The 15,668-nt window shown below is 31.5% G+C and carries 17 protein-coding genes; 9 read left to right on the forward strand and 8 right to left on the reverse strand.

What is annotated here, in order from left to right; translation table 11 throughout:
• Nucleotides 1-177 precede the first annotated feature (177 nt).
• Complete coding sequence (locus ACOQOS_RS11805) at nucleotides 178-1,419, forward strand: Pycsar system effector family protein (protein ID WP_420570661.1); 1,242 nt, start codon at nucleotides 178-180, stop codon at nucleotides 1,417-1,419.
• Between the two features lie 17 nt (nucleotides 1,420-1,436).
• Here the strand turns inward: ACOQOS_RS11805 and ACOQOS_RS11810 are convergent, their stop codons facing one another.
• Nucleotides 1,437-3,818 (reverse strand): GAF domain-containing protein, encoded by a 2,382-nt coding sequence (locus tag ACOQOS_RS11810; RefSeq protein ID WP_420570662.1) that lies wholly within the window; start codon nucleotides 3,816-3,818, stop codon nucleotides 1,437-1,439.
• 274 nt (nucleotides 3,819-4,092) lie between these two features.
• Between ACOQOS_RS11810 and ACOQOS_RS11815 the strand changes: the two genes are divergently transcribed.
• From ACOQOS_RS11815 to ACOQOS_RS11835, 5 genes are all read left to right on the forward strand, one after another.
• On the forward strand, nucleotides 4,093-5,010 hold the full coding sequence (locus tag ACOQOS_RS11815) for a serine/threonine protein phosphatase (RefSeq protein WP_420570663.1): 918 nt from the start codon (nucleotides 4,093-4,095) through the stop codon (nucleotides 5,008-5,010).
• A gap of 324 nt (nucleotides 5,011-5,334) precedes the next feature.
• Complete coding sequence (locus tag ACOQOS_RS11820; RefSeq protein WP_420570664.1) at nucleotides 5,335-5,553, forward strand: hypothetical protein; 219 nt, start codon at nucleotides 5,335-5,337, stop codon at nucleotides 5,551-5,553.
• Between the two features lie 56 nt (nucleotides 5,554-5,609).
• Nucleotides 5,610-6,746: a hypothetical protein gene (locus tag ACOQOS_RS11825; protein WP_420570665.1), complete on the forward strand. Its 1,137-nt coding sequence runs from the start codon at nucleotides 5,610-5,612 to the stop codon at nucleotides 6,744-6,746.
• Nucleotides 6,747-7,255: 509 nt separating this feature from the next.
• Nucleotides 7,256-7,483 carry a hypothetical protein gene (locus tag ACOQOS_RS11830; RefSeq protein WP_420570666.1) on the forward strand — a complete coding sequence of 76 codons (228 nt, stop codon included), beginning with the start codon at nucleotides 7,256-7,258 and terminating at the stop codon, nucleotides 7,481-7,483.
• Between the two features lie 147 nt (nucleotides 7,484-7,630).
• Nucleotides 7,631-8,167, forward strand: coding sequence for a hypothetical protein (locus ACOQOS_RS11835; RefSeq protein WP_420570667.1), 537 nt, complete (start codon nucleotides 7,631-7,633; stop codon nucleotides 8,165-8,167).
• Here ACOQOS_RS11835 and ACOQOS_RS11840 read toward each other — a convergent pair.
• The 4 genes from ACOQOS_RS11840 to ACOQOS_RS11855 form a co-directional block, all read right to left on the reverse strand.
• Nucleotides 8,164-8,499 (reverse strand): ferredoxin, encoded by a 336-nt coding sequence (locus ACOQOS_RS11840; RefSeq protein ID WP_420570668.1) that lies wholly within the window; start codon nucleotides 8,497-8,499, stop codon nucleotides 8,164-8,166. The genes ACOQOS_RS11835 and ACOQOS_RS11840 overlap by 4 nt on opposite strands.
• 143 nt (nucleotides 8,500-8,642) lie before the next feature.
• Complete coding sequence (locus ACOQOS_RS11845; protein WP_420570669.1) at nucleotides 8,643-9,698, reverse strand: NAD(P)/FAD-dependent oxidoreductase; 1,056 nt, start codon at nucleotides 9,696-9,698, stop codon at nucleotides 8,643-8,645.
• Between the two features lie 67 nt (nucleotides 9,699-9,765).
• A complete protein-coding gene (locus tag ACOQOS_RS11850) occupies nucleotides 9,766-10,005 on the reverse strand; it encodes a NifU family protein (RefSeq protein WP_420570670.1) in 240 nt (79 codons plus the stop codon).
• A gap of 18 nt (nucleotides 10,006-10,023) precedes the next feature.
• Nucleotides 10,024-11,151 carry a P-loop NTPase gene (locus ACOQOS_RS11855; RefSeq protein WP_420570671.1) on the reverse strand — a complete coding sequence of 376 codons (1,128 nt, stop codon included), beginning with the start codon at nucleotides 11,149-11,151 and terminating at the stop codon, nucleotides 10,024-10,026.
• Between the two features lie 327 nt (nucleotides 11,152-11,478).
• Between ACOQOS_RS11855 and ACOQOS_RS11860 the strand changes: the two genes are divergently transcribed.
• The 3 genes from ACOQOS_RS11860 to ACOQOS_RS11870 all read left to right on the forward strand — a co-directional run bounded on the left by ACOQOS_RS11860 (nucleotide 11,479) and on the right by ACOQOS_RS11870 (nucleotide 13,945).
• Complete coding sequence (locus tag ACOQOS_RS11860) at nucleotides 11,479-13,218, forward strand: tetratricopeptide repeat protein (RefSeq protein WP_420570672.1); 1,740 nt, start codon at nucleotides 11,479-11,481, stop codon at nucleotides 13,216-13,218.
• A gap of 87 nt (nucleotides 13,219-13,305) precedes the next feature.
• Nucleotides 13,306-13,587, forward strand: a complete 282-nt coding sequence (locus ACOQOS_RS11865) for a hypothetical protein (protein WP_420570673.1) — start codon at nucleotides 13,306-13,308, stop codon at nucleotides 13,585-13,587.
• Nucleotides 13,588-13,681: 94 nt separating this feature from the next.
• A complete protein-coding gene (locus ACOQOS_RS11870) occupies nucleotides 13,682-13,945 on the forward strand; it encodes a hypothetical protein (protein ID WP_420570674.1) in 264 nt (87 codons plus the stop codon).
• 68 nt (nucleotides 13,946-14,013) lie between these two features.
• Here the strand turns inward: ACOQOS_RS11870 and ACOQOS_RS11875 are convergent, their stop codons facing one another.
• Genes ACOQOS_RS11875 through trmB form a run of 3 tightly spaced genes read right to left on the reverse strand, consistent with a single transcriptional unit; the run spans nucleotide 14,014 to nucleotide 15,661 of the window.
• Nucleotides 14,014-14,346, reverse strand: coding sequence for an MGMT family protein (locus ACOQOS_RS11875; protein WP_420570675.1), 333 nt, complete (start codon nucleotides 14,344-14,346; stop codon nucleotides 14,014-14,016).
• The gene (locus tag ACOQOS_RS11880; protein ID WP_420570676.1) at nucleotides 14,343-14,987 is read right to left on the reverse strand and encodes a lysine transporter LysE; all 645 of its coding nucleotides are present in this window, start codon (nucleotides 14,985-14,987) and stop codon (nucleotides 14,343-14,345) included. The genes ACOQOS_RS11875 and ACOQOS_RS11880 overlap by 4 nt, the downstream gene beginning before the upstream one ends.
• On the reverse strand, nucleotides 14,987-15,661 hold the full coding sequence (gene trmB, locus ACOQOS_RS11885; RefSeq protein WP_420570677.1) for a tRNA (guanosine(46)-N7)-methyltransferase TrmB: 675 nt from the start codon (nucleotides 15,659-15,661) through the stop codon (nucleotides 14,987-14,989). Before trmB ends, ACOQOS_RS11880 begins: the two co-directional genes overlap by 1 nt.
• Between the last annotated feature and the right edge of the window lie 7 nt (nucleotides 15,662-15,668).

Below are 15,668 nucleotides of genomic sequence, written 5' to 3' on the forward strand. Positions count from 1 at the left end.
CTTTTTTTATTTAATGAATATGTATATAGTCGTTTATTTAGATAAAACTTACAATCACATGTTTAACAAAACCTTATGAAAGGTTCTATGAAATATATGACTAAATCTTACGTTTTATCCATCTTAACGAAACATTAATTAAAGTTTAGTATTTTTACTCAAATAAAAGAAACCTTTATGAATACTCTTATTGTTGAAGTTGAAAAGTTTGTTGTTGATTTTTTTAATAAGAATTTAGACAACAAATTTGTGTATCATAATTTATCACACACCAAACGTGTTGTCGAAAAAACACAAGAGATTATTGATGGTTCAGAAGTTAGTGATGAAGAAGCACAGCAATTATTGATTGCTGCTTGGTTTCATGATACTGGGTATACAAAACGCATGGACGATCATGAAGATGAAGGTGTAATTATTGCTACTAATTTTTTAAAGAAACATAATGCTTCTGAAGCAGATATTGTTGCTGTTAGTAATTTGATTATGGCAACTAAAATGGGGAATACTCCTCAAACATTGCTTGAAAAAGTGATTTGTGACGCAGATTGTTCACATATAGGAAGCAAGAATTTTAGCGATTTGACAGAGTTACTTCGCAAAGAGTGGGAATTGACAAAAGATAGAGTTTTAAAAGAAAGTGAATGGCTTGATGAAAACATCAAATTTCTAACACATTCACATAAATTTTATACAGCTTTTGCCTCAAAAAAATGGGAGAAGCAAAAAGGAAAAAATCTAGCGAAACTTTTAAAAGATAAAAAGAAAATTGAGTTAGAAGGCACTAAATTGAAACAGAAAAAAGCTGAGTTAAAGTTTAAAAAAGAAAAAATAGAACTTCCAGAACGCGGAATAGAAACCATGTTTCGTGTAGCATTGCGAAATCATATTACATTAAGTGACATTGCAGACACTAAAGCAAATATACTTTTATCGGTAAATGCCATTATTATTTCTATGGTATTATCTAATTTGGTTTCTAAACTCGATAATCCTTCTAATGATTACTTGATTTACCCAACAATTATTTTTACTGTTTTTACGGTAGCTTCTATGGTACTTTCCATTTTGGCAACACGTCCAAATGTAACACAAGGAAAATTCAACAAGGAAGATGTAGCGAATAAAAAAGTGAATTTATTATTCTTTGGTAATTTTCATCAAATGAAATTGGACGAATTTGAATGGGGAATGAACGAAATGATGAAAGATCGTGATTATTTGTACGGTTCACTCACGAAAGATTTATATTTTTTAGGACTCGTTTTGAATAGAAAATACGGCTTATTGCGAACTACATATACCGTTTTTATGATTGGTATTGTTGTGAGTGTATTGTCTTTTATTATTGCTTTTTACACAAGAGATCCTGAAGCTGGAAGAAAAGCACACGAAACAGCAATGGCAATACTTTCCTAAAGAAAAAAGGAAGAATTCTATTTGAATTCTTCCATTAATTCATCTATAGTTAAGGCTGATTTTTCATTGAAATCATCTTGATATATAACTTCTACACGCAACGCTCGTAAACCAGAAACACCTTGTAAATCTTCTAATTCAAGTTTTTCAAGCTTTCCAAAGTAGTTTTTAGATTGCATATATTTGATATACTTCACGTATTCGCGCGCATCTTTATCTTGCGAATATACAATAGCAATTTTACCAGGAACTGTTAAACGTTCTGTAGTGTTTTTTATGTTGGCTTTGTCGATACGTTTTTTGATGATTTCGTAGCGAATATTGTAAGCTCCATCAACATCAAACTGTTTTTCATCCATGCGGAATTTGATTGCTAACGGATTGCTATGTACCAAAATTAAGGAAGCTACTTGCAGATCATGGTCCATTTTTTTTCTGGTATGATATGCTACTTGTTCCATCTCATAGGTGTTTTGCAACTGCCATAAACGCAAATTGTATAAGTATAAGTCGTGATACTTTTTGTTTTTCACCAAAGACTGTCCTATGTACATATTATATTCTACACCATCCGTTTTGTATCGCTCAAAATAGTGAGGAAACATAGCTTGCGCTTCTTCTTGTTTCTTATCGATGTAACTCGCTAGTTTGTTATTTAAAATCGTAACACTATCTTCATAAGCTTTACGTTTTTCATACACTACTTTTAGATTATCATCCAAACGATCCATGTACGTATTTACATGAACTGCAACATCTGCATCCGATTCTTTTAGGTGTCTAAATACTGGATAAATATCTTTCTTTAAAAATTCTAAAATTCCTAATTCGTCTCCTGCATTGAGTCCTTCTTTGGTATGATCTAAATATTCTTCAATTCTAAAAGTAAGTTCTTCGTAGATTGGCAAGTTTGCTTTTTCAAGTGCGCCTTTCAGTACATTGATAGCCAATTCAAGTTGAATCGTTAAATCTTCACGAATGGCAGTATTTCTTGCAATAGACGAACCTTTGATATCACTTTGCCCAAATAAAGGATGAACACCTTCAAACACAATATCATCTACAATTGGAGTTTCTGTATTTTCTGCTATAGCTAATGCAGATTGATATTTTTCAGCCGCTTCATAAAAACGCCATTTTACAGATGGATGAATTGATGTATAATGCTCTTGAATGGTAGCTTCAAGTATATTTTGATAATCTTCAGCCGAACGCGTTACTGCCGATTCAAACACCGGAATAATATCGCGTAGCTTTTGTTGATTTACAGAATTGAGCTCATATGCTCTTGGTGATGCTATTTCTAAGATTGCTAAATCATCACTTTTCTTTGCTTTGATAGGAATCAAAATGATACTTTGTATTCCTTCGTTTTTTAAACGTGTAAAAAAGTTGTTCTGATTTGTTTCTTCACCATAAGCATCTACATCAGAAATAGCTAATGTTTCTTGCTTGCGAAATATCTTTTCTACAATACCACTACAAAAGAAACTAGAACATGTGACTTCTTTTTCTTCTTTAAAGATTAAACTATCTGCTTGCTTAATTCGCGTTACATGCGCTCCTTCATTGATAGCATTTACAAAAACTGAATAACCTAATTTTAAATCTTTTATATTGAAAAATTCTCTTAAGTTTTGACGTACATCAGTGATTAAATTATCATCACTACGCAGCAAATTTGTTCGAATAGACGATAAGGTTTCATCGAAGGTAACATCAAACAGATTCATAACTCCAAATCCTTTAAAAATGTAACTATCTTTCGGAAACTTCTCTTTCCAAACTTCTATATTATCGTAATTATCTAGTAATAACTGTACATCTTCGTCAGTTATTTTTGGCGCATTTTCTGTTGGTATAACTCTACAAAAATCACCATTAAAAGCAACTCTGTAGTGTTTTGTCACACCTAGTTTTTTATCAGGAATATCAAAGTAGAAAGGACGTTTTAAATCGATCGTATAACCATAACATACGTTCAGAATCATGACACAAGCATGCAAATACATTTCTTTTTCATCTAAATTACGTGCAGTAAAATCATATGAATCGTCTGCATTTTCAAGGATTCTTTTTAGTCTATTTGAGTATTTAAATGATTGAAATGAAAATGGCACTGTTGCTACTTTTATTTCATTTTCGGTAAGTATTTCCGGGAATAATCCTTCTAGTACTAAATCTATTTGCTCTTCGTATTCTTTTAGTTTAGAAAAATCAGTGAAGCCTTCTCGTAATTCAGGATACTTATCTAAATAGTTTATGACTTCAACTGCAGATTTATGATACGGATGATTTTTATCTGCTGCATATTTATCATAGAAAGCCATTACTTCGTCAAAACTAATGACAAGTTGTAATGGTAGATTTAAACAGTTATTTTCATTTTTTTGATCCATAATCGAAATCATTTAGTCTACAAAGATACGAAATCCTCAGTTTTAAAGGTTGTAAGCGACAGAAACAGTTTTCTATCTATTAAATATTGTATGCTTTGCAATAAATTATTAATACTAAGACGTTTATACATAGTTAATGTTACATATATTTTGAAGTTTATTTTTACTAAATTCTGAATTTTAAGCTGTTGCGATTTTTAATTGATTTACGATTTAAAATAGGTTTACATTTTGAGTTTTGCATTTTATAGTTAACTTAGTTTAAAATCAACTTATGTCATCACAAACTCGTTTGACAAGAGCGTATAAACAAGCGCTTAAAATTCCGTTTGATCACAATTCTAAGATTGTGTTGTTTAGCGATTGTCATCGTGGCGATAATAGTTTTGCGGACGATTTTGCCAACAATAGAAATATCTATTTTCATGCTTTAAAACAGTATTACAAAGAAGGCTTTACGTATTGTGAACTTGGCGATGGCGATGAATTATGGGAAAACTCTAATTTTGAATCCATCTTTGCAGCGCATAAGAATGTGTATATGATTATGAAGGCTTTTCATGAAGATAACCGATTGCATTTAATTTGGGGAAATCATGATATGGTGTATCGCAAAGAAAAATATGTACAAAAACATTTATCTACTTATTTTGATCCCAAAACAGGAACCGAAAAACCATTGTTTACTGATTTAAAATATCATGAAGGTATTGTGCTAAAACATGCTGAAACTGCACAAGAACTTTTTTTAACACATGGCCATCAAGCAGATTGGTGGAATTATATTTTTTGGAAATGGAGTCGCTTTATGGTTCGAGCACTTTGGAAGCCGCTACAAGTGCTTGGAATTGCCGATCCGACAAGTCCCGCAAAGAATTATAAAAGTTTGATAAAAGTAGAACGTAGAATTAAAAAGTGGATTATTGCCAATGATAATTTAATTACGGTTGTTGGTCATACACATCGTCCGCGTTTTCCAAATCCTGATGAAATTTCTTTTTTTAATGACGGAAGTTGTGTGCATCCGAGAAGTATCACAGGAATTGAAATTGAGAATAATGCTATTTCCTTGATTAAATGGTATACCGCAACAACTGATGATGGTATTTTAAAGATTGAACGCGAAGTATTGGAAGGACCAAGAGATTTGAGCGAGTATCAAAAAGGTTCTTTTAGGAGTGATAAGCTTTAAATCTACTTATATATTTATTCAAAAATCATTTCGAGTTTAAAATGAATTCTTTTTTTGAAGAACCACATATTGTAATTACTTGATTTTAAGCATTTTTATTTTTTACACAACACAAAAAAAAGATTATAAAACTCACTTAATATTTATAAATTGTAAGTAATAATTTGTTTATTACACATGCATATTCTTTTCTTTCACAATTTTAAATCGTTCCTTTATTACAGGAAATTATTTCCAAAATTAGTAAAGCTTTAGTAATAGTCTGACAAACCGAAACAAAGACTTTAAACATTGAAAGTAGGTATTATTTTAAATATGTTAATCATGTTAAAAAACATTTTAGAACTAAACGGAGTTACAAAATTAAATAAGGAACAACAAAACAATGTATCTGGTGGCGTTACAAGAAAAGAATATTGTGACACACTAAGAACAATGATTGTTGATGCCATTAATGGAAATGGAGGAACTAACAATTTAGAATTGTCTTCTCATTTTTATAATGTAAACTGTGCTCAACACGGACAAGGACCAATTTATTAATTAAATATATTACAATCGCGACTCTTTTTAGTGTCGCGATTTTTTTATCTTTCTTCATGAAATATCTACAACTAACATTTCTAGTATTCTTCATAAATATTTGTTATGGTGTTGAACATGTTATTCCTTTTAAACTTGTACACAACAATATTATATTGAATACGCAACTTAATGGTAAGAGTTGTAAATTAATGTATGATACTGGCGCACGTTCTTTTATTTTGAATTCTAGATTTGCTCAAAACAACAGCATTACTACCGCAGACGCGTTTAGAGGAAAAGTAAAGGGAAACTTTGGCAGCTTAGAGCTTCCAGTAAAATATTTGATTATTGAAGACTTGAATGTTATCGCAGGTGATATTTATGATGGAATTATCGGAATTGATTTTTTTAAGGATTTTATTGTAAAGATTGATTATGAACATAAAGTTCTCATCTTGTCTGATGCTTTAGAAATCACAGACGATTATATAAAAATAGAGACAAATCATTTACTTCGAAATCCTGAATTTTTATACTGGTTTACCGCGAATGTTAATGTTCAGCTTTCTAATGGAGATACTTTTAATGGTGATTTTTTGATTGATACTGGAAGCGGAAGAAGCATTTCTTTAACGAATGATATTTCTAAAAAATTATTGAAAGATAAAAGTTTACAGAGAATAAAAAGCAAAGGAACAAAAAGTAGTTTTATTGGATTTAAAGATCCTACATATGTAAAGATTCCTGGTTTAAAAATTAGCTCCATCCAAATTCATGATTATATTGTTGATTGTAATACAGATGTAAACAAGCAAACTACCAAAGTTATAGATGGTATTTTGGGTAGTAAATTTTTAAAGAACTTCACCATTATTATCGATTTTAAAGCATCTTCAATTTATTTGAAACAAAATAAGTTATCCCAAAAGCCAATTTCAAATACTTTTTATTCTGATGGATTTCAATTGAAAGATCATCGCAAATCAGGAAAAGGGATTTTGATATCTTCAATCATACAATCATCACATTTTGACTTGCCTATAAAACTTGAAGATGAAATTATTGAAATTAATGACACTTCAGTTAGTGATATGAATTTTAATGATATAGAGAAAATCAAACAAACACTTCACAAAGAGATTCGCTATAAAGTGAAAAGAAAAAGAAAAGAATTTTTTATTACTACTAAGGTTCGAGATCTTTTTGAGTAAGTTTTTAGATTGGTTAGACTTCTTAGATTTTCAGCTTTTTAGTTTCCGAGTACTTCTCGATACTATTTTTCTCCATTTTATTGCGAAAAATCACTCGAAGAGACGGTGTTTTTAATGTGATAATGAAGCGATTTGAAAATGTATCAATGAAAGTTACTTTCGCAAAAATTTATTACAACTTCGTTATTGAACAGCAAATTTTACAATTGATTTTTTGATACTACAAACGTCACTTCGAGTGATTTACCTAAGTAAATTGTATCAAGAAGTGCTTGAAACCTATAACTTTTCATTTTTATCAATCGTTATCACTAATTTATTTTTTGTCGTTTGATAGTAAACCGTGTTTTATCTGTTAAAAACTGTAATCAATAATTCTTTTTTTATGAAAATTCAAAACTACAAACGCCAATTTAATCAACTTATTATCAATGTGTTCGCTATTCCGAACATTGCTAAAAGTTAGATTTTCGATATTTATATATCGAAAAAACACAACTAACTCTAACATGTCAGTACACGAAAAAACTACAACACTCACAGATGCACAAAAAGAACTATTAGACTTACTAAACACAAACGAAATACACGATTATTTTGAAGCTTTAAAGAAAGTACATTATTTAGGAACGTATTGTGTGCAAAAAGACATGGTAGAACTAGAAGCTTCTGCGTATGTGCATAATTTGTTGGATGTTGTGCAGAAATTAGCATTGGAAGACAATTCAGAGTTATAAGTTTTTTCCTTCTTTTATTGTTGTTTTCATGATAAAAATTTAGTTTCTTAGAGAAAAGAAATTCTCGATTATTGACTTTACATGAAATTACTGATGGATTTGAGGTTGATTTAGATGAGTTTTTGGAAAATTTAAAAGAAAACAATAATGATTGAAATTATCCTACCAGCAATATTAACCGTAATTCTAAATATCTTATTCTATCTATTTATAAAAAAACGCATTGATCGTTCTATTGAAGAATACAAAATAGCTTATAGTGGTATTTTTAAAGAAAAGATTGAAGTTTATCGTGAAATTTTAGATAAATCTTACCGAATAATGACTTTAGTTGGTCGCTATCATATTTCTTCAAATGAAGATCAAAAAGATGAGTTTCTTCAAGAAATTGAAACTTTTATAAATTACTACTTAAAAAATCAACCTTTTCTATCTGAAAACATGCTCGATAAATTAAAAAAAATACGAGCAGAGTTTCAATTTGTCTTTGATAACTCATATATGTATTTCTCTATATCAGATAAAAGAGGAATTCCTAAAGAAATGCGAACTGAAATAACTTCAAAATTTTTTGAAGCTGGAAACAAGTTGAAAAAAAATAATCCTTTTGATGAATTAATTAAAGTAATAGTTAAGGAGATGAGAGAAGATTTAAAAACAGATAAAGTTAAAAAAAATCTCTAACTCTCCGGAGCCAACTCAACTTCCAAACCATCCAACTCTGGTGTCATTTGAATTTGGCAACCTAAACGACTGTTGTCTTCTACATAAAAAGCTTCGGCAAGCATCATGTCTTCATCAACGCTCATTTCTGGCAATTCATGATCAGAATGCACATAACATTGACAAGAAGCACACATTGCCATTCCGCCACAAATACCAATAGTTCCTTCAGGAGCAAGTTCGTATGAACGCACTACTTCCATTAAGTTCATTGCCATATCTGTTGGCGCTACGATTTCATGCGTAACGCCTTCACGGTCTTTTATTTTTATGTTGATGTCTGCTTGTGACATGATTTGAGTTCTGTATTTTATTATTTACTTAAAAGCTGTTCTCGATACAATTTTTCGCTTCGCTCAAAATCACTCGAACTGACGTTCTTTGAATTCAGATTTCATCAAATTGAGTGAAATTTTGAAAGAATTTTGTATCAAACTTAGTTTATTGCTTTCACTACTGCTTTTGGTGCTTCTTTACGTGTTCCGTCAAAACCATCAATTCCACTTACAGTTGTGTATTTCATGACATATTTTTTGTCTGGAAAGATACGTTGATACGCACTTTGACACATTAACGTAGCTTCGTGGAATCCACAAAGAATCAATTTTAGCTTTCCTGGATATGTATTTACATCACCAATCGCATAAATCCCTGGAATGTTTGTTTGATAATCTAGTGTATTGTCAACTTTGATGGCGTTTTTCTCAATTTCTAATCCCCAATCTCCTATCGGCCCTAGTTTTGGAGCCAATCCGAATAATGGAATAAAATGATCGGTTTCTAGTGTAAATGGTTCTTCACCTTTTTTAGTCACCTCAACACCTGTTACATGATCTTCTCCATGAATTGCTGTTATTTCAGCAGGCGTAATTAAGTTGATTTTCCCTAGATTTTTTAGTTCCTGTACTTTTTCAACAGAATCTAATGCGCCTCTAAACTCCGTTCGTCTGTGAACTAAAGTTACTTCTGAAGCTACATCCGTTAAAAAGATACTCCAATCTAGAGCAGAATCTCCTCCTCCAGCAATGACCACTTTTTTATCACGGTATACTTCTGGATCACGAATGATATATTCAACACCTTTATCTTCGTAATTTGCTAAGTCTTGAATAGGAGGTTTTCTTGGCTCAAAACTTCCCAATCCGCCAGCAATCGCAACAATTGGCGCATGATGTTTTGTTCCTTTATTTGTAGTTACGATGAAGGTTCCATCGTCTAATTTATCAATTGTTTCAGCACGTTCTCCTAGTGTAAATGTTGGTTCAAACGGCTCAATTTGTTTCATTAAATTGTCTACCAAATCGCCAGCTAATACTTCAGGATATCCTGGAATATCATAAATTGGTTTTTTGGGATAGATTTCAGAACATTGTCCGCCTGGTTGCGGTAATGCATCTATTAAGTGACATTTTAATTTTAATAATCCTGCTTCAAAAACAGTAAAAAGTCCAGTTGGACCAGCTCCAATAATGAGTATATCGGTTTTAATCATTTTCCTTTAATATAAATCTGATACAAAAATAATATGCGCGTTTGTGTCTTTTTATGACATTTGTCAGTTAGTCAACGCTAATTACTTTTTCAATTTGTGGCACATGTTTTTTAATGGTCATTTCAACACCTGATTTCAGCGTCATTTGATTTACGCTACAACCTACACATGCTCCTTCTAGTTGTACTTTTACCAAGGTATCGTTTTCAATTTCCACGAGTTTGATATCACCACCATCACTTTGTAAAAAAGGACGAATTTCGTCTAAAGCTTTTTGTACATTATATTTTATTTCTTCACTAGTCATCTGTATCGTTTTTACGTGTTATTTTTTAACAGCTGAACATCCAGCCATTGTTGTAATCTTAATTACTTCCGTAGCAGGTAAACTATCGTTTCGGTTTACCACTTCTTGTACTACATTTTGCGTCAATTTTTCAAAAGCTGCTTCTATTAATGTAGCTGTTTGCATTGCTGCAGGTCGTCCCACGTCACCAGCTTCTCGAATACTTTGCACTAATGGAATTTCTCCCAAGAATGGCACTTCAATATCTTCTGCTAGATTTTTTGCACCTTCTTTTCCAAAGATGTAATATTTGTTGTTTGGCAACTCCTCAGGAGTAAAATACGCCATATTTTCTATAATTCCCAATACAGGAACGTTTATACTTTCTTGTTGGAACATTGCTACTCCTTTTTTCGCATCTGCTAAAGCGACGTTTTGCGGTGTACTTACCACAACTGCACCTGTAATTGGTAATGATTGCATGATACTTAAGTGAATATCTCCTGTTCCTGGAGGCAAGTCTAATAATAAGAAATCTAATTCGCCCCAAGCGGCATCAAAGATCATTTGGTTTAACGCTTTACTAGCCATTGGTCCACGCCAGACTACTGCTTGATTTGGTTTTGTAAAAAATCCGATAGAAAGAATTTTTACTCCGTAGCTTTCTACAGGTTTCATTTTTGACACATTATCAACACGAACCGCCAATGGTTTTTCTCCTTCTACATCAAACATAATTGGCATCGATGGTCCGTAAATATCGGCGTCTAACACTCCAACTTTAAAACCCATTTTTGCTAAGGTAACCGCTAAGTTTGCAGTTACAGTAGATTTTCCAACACCACCTTTTCCAGAAGCGACAGCAATGATATTTTTTATGTTTGGTAACGACTTTCCTTTGATTTCAGGTTTTTCAGGTCGTTCTACTTTGATATTTACTTTGACTTTGGCGTCTGCATATACTTTTTCGCGTAAAACTGATGTAATTTCAGTTTCGACTTTTTTCTTGGCTTGCAATGCTGGATTTGTAATTACAATATCAACTACAATTTCATCTGCGAATGTCATTATGTTTCTTACGGCTCCACTAGCAATCATATTTGCACCTTCACCAGGAACAGTAATGGTGCTTAATGCTGCTTGTATATCTTTCTTTTCTATTTTCACAATGTTGTTTTTAGTGTTGTCTTTTCAATTTCATGAGGCATTTTTTGTAATGACTTCAATGTAAATTGATTCTAAATTGCAAAGATACAGCGAAATGTTTAGAATTAGAAGCTGTTGTATTGAAATGATTGATTGTACAATATAATCTTGTTATGATTCGTTTTTAAATAAAACTTTCTGTCGAATTGCTATTTAAATTTGGAGTTGCCTGATATTTTTTTGTGCTTAAAAGTATAATAAGGCATATATTTTGATGCTAAAATAACATCATTTTAACCATCAAAATTTAATAACCATATCAGTTCTTCTTGCTATTTTTGTTTGCTTATGAAAAAAACTTTACGATTTCCCCTGACATTTCTATTTCTACTCATTTTTACAATTTCTTTTGCGCAACCGAATGATTCTTTTCAAATCCCTGATTCACTTAAGTCAAAAACGAACCAAGAACTAAATGCCATTTTACTTCCTCTAGTTTTTAAACAAAAAAAATATGAGAAAGCTAAAGTTTACGCACATACATTACTTGCTAATGCTTTAAGAGAGAATAATCAATTGGAAAAGGCTAGATCTTATAACTATTTAGGCCAAATTTATTACAATACTGGCGAATACAAAAAAGCACTTTCAGAGATCACAAAAGCTATTGCCATTGCAGAAGAAAATAAGTATCATGGTAATGTTTTGAAATTATTATACAGACTCAAGGGAAATTCTCTTTTTAAGTTAAGAGACTATGAAGAATGCTTGAAATATTACCTGAAAGAATTAGCATTAGTTAAAGCTTTAGGAGATAAAGATGCTCAATTAACTATTGAATATAACATTGCGATCATAAAATTAGATTTAGGAGATAAAAAAGGTTCAATGAAGATATTGAAAAAGAACCTTAAGATGTGTGATTCTCTTAGCAAAGCGAATAAAAAGGATTATTTGATACAAAAAATTGAAAACCTTAGTGCATTAGGAACCAACTACATCGATTTTAAACAGTTAGATTCTGCATTAATAGTATACAGAAAAGCTTATAATTTAACTAAAGACACACTTCCAGGAAAGCTAAGTTATGTTGTTGCAGGTATTGGGAATGTATATTCATTACAAAAAAAGAACGCTGAAGCGCTTGAGTATTTGAACAACGCTCAAAAGATAGCAGATTCTTTACAACAGAAAGACCTAATTCCATACATTCATTTACACAAAGGAAGAGCATATAACGGCTTAGAGAATCACGAAAGAGCAATTTTTTATCTCAATAAATTAGACACTCTTATTAATGATAATGACAAAGGAGATGAATATGATTTACAAGAAAGCTATGTTTTATTGGCTAATTCATATGATGCGCTAGGTGATTACAAAAAAGCAAAGGAAAATTTTCAAAAATTTATTAGACTAGATAACGATAATGATAGTAAGAAATCTGATTTGGTTAACTCCATTTATGAGCGATATGATTTAAAATCATTAGAAAAAGAGATTGAACATAAAGAAGCAACATTATCAAATACAAAAATTATCATCTTACTATTGAGTATTGTTATCTTAGTATCCTTTTTATTTTTTAGGCATAGAGCTCGAGATAATAAAAGAAAATTTGAAGCCTTGTTAAAAAAAATAGACGAATATAAAGAGGAAGAAAAAGTAATTATACCAAAAATAAAGACTCCTAAAATTGAACGTAAAAAGTTAATTCCTGAAGATAAAGCACAAAAACTTTTAGAAAAACTAGAAGCAATTGAACGTAAAGAATTATTCTTAAATGAAAATTATACGATTGCATGGCTAGCAAAAAAGATGAATACAAATTCTTCATATGTATCTATCATCATCAACAATTATAAACAGAAAAAATTCCCTGAATATATTGCTGAATTACGAATCGATTACGCTACAAAACGACTAAGAGAAGATCGTAAATTCAGAGCATTTACTATAAGATCTATAGCACAAGAAGTAGGTTATAAGTCGCCAGAAGTATTTTCAAAAGCATTTAAAAAGATAAATGGTATATACCCGTCTTATTTTATAAAAATGCTGGAAAATCAAGCAGTTGAAGCGGCGTAAATTCATGAAAATAGACTGACTTCTCTTTGTAAAGCTTAAAAAACAGTCTATGTTTGCTGAGTAGAAATCCCTTAAATAAAAATTAAAATGAAAAAACACAGAAAACTAAATTTAAACAAAGTAAGTATTGTATCGATTAAAAACTTACACACTATTTTTGGTGGTAATAATTCGCAAGCTGCAGGTGGTGTTTGCGACACAAAATCTGATAGCGAAACAGGAAACATAGATACTACAACAGGTAACTCAACAGGAACACATGACCCTGGACAATACCAAGCCACAAGTAATACATTTTCTGAAGCACCAGACCCACTTTTAAGTGGTGCGGATACAAATTGTAATACTGATAATACATTAGGCGGTTAAGATTTGATTCCTAAAAATAAACTGTATTCTGCTTATTGAACTTAAATGACAATGCTAGCTTGTCTTATTGCAAATCCCTTAAATAAAAAAACAAATGAAAAAGAAAAGAAAATTAAATTTAAACAAAGTAAGTATCGTTTCTCTTAAGAATATGCATACAATTGTTGGCGGTGATAGTGTTATTGGCGGCGGCGGAACTTCAAAAACCTGTAAAACAGGAGATCCTACTACAACAAGTAACTCAACAGGAACACATGATCCTAATCAGTATCCAACAACTAATAATAATGGAGATACCTTTGGTGTTCTTATCTCTCAACCTGGAAATGAGTGTAAAATAGACGATCTTACAGATTAATAATATTAATTTAATTGTGTAGATGAAACCCTGTAATTGCTTTTTTAGGAGAAAAGCTTTTATGGGGTTTATAATTCTTTACTAGGATCCCAAAAATACTTATCGAGGTTTTGAATTTGATTATCAATAACTTCTACACCTTCGCTTTCTAAGAGTTGTTGCATTAAGTTTGTTCCTTGAAAATGGTGTTTTCCTGTTAATAATCCTTTTCTGTTTACTACTCTATGTGCATGCACATCTTCATATTTCCCAGAACCATTCATTGCCCAGCCTACCATTCTAGCACTTCTAGCGGCTCCTAAATATTTGGCAATCGCACCATAACTTGTTACTCTTCCATATGGAATTAAGCGAGCAACCTCGTACACGCGCTCAAAGAAGTTTTGATTTTCTGGTTTCATACAACAGTTTCTTGATTATAAAATATACGAATGAGTGTAATAATTACTAAAACTAACATTAATATACTCAATATATAGTCTGAATATTTTGAAAACTGACCCGATTGTGATTGTGATTTATCAAAGTAAAACACATACATATATAACATAGAAAACGTTCCTAAGCCAGCAGCAAATATAAATACAGCAATATCTAACGTACTGAATTCCATTAAACCAGAAACTCTCCACAAAGCATTTAATCCTGCAAAGTATGGAATTGGTAATACATTCAACATTGCTAAGAAGATTCCTTTAAAAAAACTTCCTTTTTTGCTGACTTTTACCATGCGGATTCGCTTTTCCTTTTTCTTTCTAGCGATGATAAAGAAGTAAATTCCTAAGAGTCCAAAAATAACTAAAGCTACTTTTAAGAGCACATCTATTATTTGTTGATTATGATATAAATATTTAGAAATCATAACCGCAACAAAAGCCTGAAGCAATACTACTAGCGAAGCGCCAATAGCAAAAATAACACCGTTCAATTTTCCTTTTTGTGTACTTATCTTAGCCGCCGTTATGTTTATTAAACCCGGCGGAACAACACCTAAGAGTGCTGCAGAAAATGTAACAAAAAAGAGAATAATGAGATCGGTCATTACTTGATTTTGAAGTGAATATAAGTAATTGGTTTGTTTACTTCCAAATATTGCGACTCATAAAACGTCTGTATTTCAGTAACTTCCTCTGGACTACCTTCATTTTTATACACATCATGATTAGCATATAAAACCTCGTGTCCCGCGCCATGTAAAAGACCTAAGGTATATCCATGCATAAATTCACTGTCGGTTTTTAAATGTACAGTTCCTTCTGCATTTAATATTTTTTTATAGCGAGCTAAGAACGCTTCATTGGTCATTCTGTGTTTGGTACGTTTGTATTTTATCTGCGGATCAGGAAAGGTTATCCATATTTCAGAAACTTCATTTTCTTCAAATAAACCTTCAATCAATTCTATTTGAGTTCTGATAAAAGCAACATTATTCAAATTTTCTTCGATAGCAGTTTTTGCTCCTCTCCAAAAACGCGCTCCTTTAATATCTATACCGATGAAATTTTTATTTGGAAATTTTTTCGCCAATGCGACACTGTATTCTCCTTTCCCACAACCTAATTCCAACACAATTGGCGCATCATTTTTAAAGAAATCACTGTTCCACTTTCCTTTGTATGGAAATTGAGCGGTTACGATTTCTTCGCGCGTTGGTTGTATTACATTTGAAAACGTATCGTTTTCTCTAAAGCGTTTTAGTTTGTTTTTACTTCCCACAATGTTT

The organism is Kordia sp. (assembly GCF_965224175.1).
Lineage (GTDB): Bacteria > Bacteroidota > Bacteroidia > Flavobacteriales > Flavobacteriaceae > Kordia.

Coding starts and splice junctions, on each gene's coding strand:
- ACOQOS_RS11835 (WP_420570667.1), top strand. CDS start 7,631: ATGATTGAAATTATCCTACCAGCAATATTAACCGTAATTCTAAATATC.
- ACOQOS_RS11880 (WP_420570676.1), bottom strand. CDS start 14,987: ATGACCGATCTCATTATTCTCTTTTTTGTTACATTTTCTGCAGCACTC.
- ACOQOS_RS11805 (WP_420570661.1), top strand. CDS start 178: ATGAATACTCTTATTGTTGAAGTTGAAAAGTTTGTTGTTGATTTTTTT.
- ACOQOS_RS11810 (WP_420570662.1), bottom strand. CDS start 3,818: ATGGATCAAAAAAATGAAAATAACTGTTTAAATCTACCATTACAACTT.
- ACOQOS_RS11845 (WP_420570669.1), bottom strand. CDS start 9,698: ATGATTAAAACCGATATACTCATTATTGGAGCTGGTCCAACTGGACTT.
- ACOQOS_RS11830 (WP_420570666.1), top strand. CDS start 7,256: ATGTCAGTACACGAAAAAACTACAACACTCACAGATGCACAAAAAGAA.
- ACOQOS_RS11870 (WP_420570674.1), top strand. CDS start 13,682: ATGAAAAAGAAAAGAAAATTAAATTTAAACAAAGTAAGTATCGTTTCT.
- ACOQOS_RS11820 (WP_420570664.1), top strand. CDS start 5,335: ATGTTAAAAAACATTTTAGAACTAAACGGAGTTACAAAATTAAATAAG.
- ACOQOS_RS11865 (WP_420570673.1), top strand. CDS start 13,306: ATGAAAAAACACAGAAAACTAAATTTAAACAAAGTAAGTATTGTATCG.
- ACOQOS_RS11825 (WP_420570665.1), top strand. CDS start 5,610: ATGAAATATCTACAACTAACATTTCTAGTATTCTTCATAAATATTTGT.
- ACOQOS_RS11850 (WP_420570670.1), bottom strand. CDS start 10,005: ATGACTAGTGAAGAAATAAAATATAATGTACAAAAAGCTTTAGACGAA.
- ACOQOS_RS11840 (WP_420570668.1), bottom strand. CDS start 8,499: ATGTCACAAGCAGACATCAACATAAAAATAAAAGACCGTGAAGGCGTT.
- ACOQOS_RS11860 (WP_420570672.1), top strand. CDS start 11,479: ATGAAAAAAACTTTACGATTTCCCCTGACATTTCTATTTCTACTCATT.
- ACOQOS_RS11815 (WP_420570663.1), top strand. CDS start 4,093: ATGTCATCACAAACTCGTTTGACAAGAGCGTATAAACAAGCGCTTAAA.
- ACOQOS_RS11875 (WP_420570675.1), bottom strand. CDS start 14,346: ATGAAACCAGAAAATCAAAACTTCTTTGAGCGCGTGTACGAGGTTGCT.